Annotated in this window: 1 protein-coding gene; it reads left to right on the forward strand. The window is 63.4% G+C overall.

Annotated elements, in window-relative coordinates:
* On the forward strand, positions 1 to 454 hold a 454-nt coding region (locus tag OWC48_RS46530; protein ID WP_282525996.1), incomplete at both ends, for a TonB-dependent receptor.

Consider the following 454-nt stretch of genomic DNA (forward strand, 5'->3'; position numbering starts at 1 on the left):
AGCGCTGAAGCCAGAGAAATCGACCAATTATTCCGGCGGCGTGCTGCTGAATGGCGGCGGCTTCACCGCCAGCATCGATTATTTCCGCTACGAACTGCGGGACTCGATCGTGTTCGAGCCGGTCGCCGGCATGGTCAATACGCTGTTCGGATCGACCGGCGCGGCGAATTGCGGCAACGCCGCCTTTGCCGCGCTGCAGGCACGCTTCACTTTCAACGGGGCGTGCAACATCACCAATGTGGCCCGGATCTCGACCAAGGTCATCAACGGCGCGAGCGTCACCAATTCGGGCCTCGACTTCGCCGCCAACTATCGCGGCGATGTCGGCGCCGTGCGCTTCGGCGCCGGCGTGACCGCGACCTACACGATCGAGTACAAGACCGCCGATCAGGCAGTCGACGGGGTGGTCGTGCAGAAGGCGTTCGACGCCGGCGGCAAGCTCAATTTCCAGACC

Origin of the sequence: Bradyrhizobium sp. Arg816 (assembly GCF_029989365.1) — a bacterium.
GTDB lineage: Bacteria > Pseudomonadota > Alphaproteobacteria > Rhizobiales > Xanthobacteraceae > Bradyrhizobium.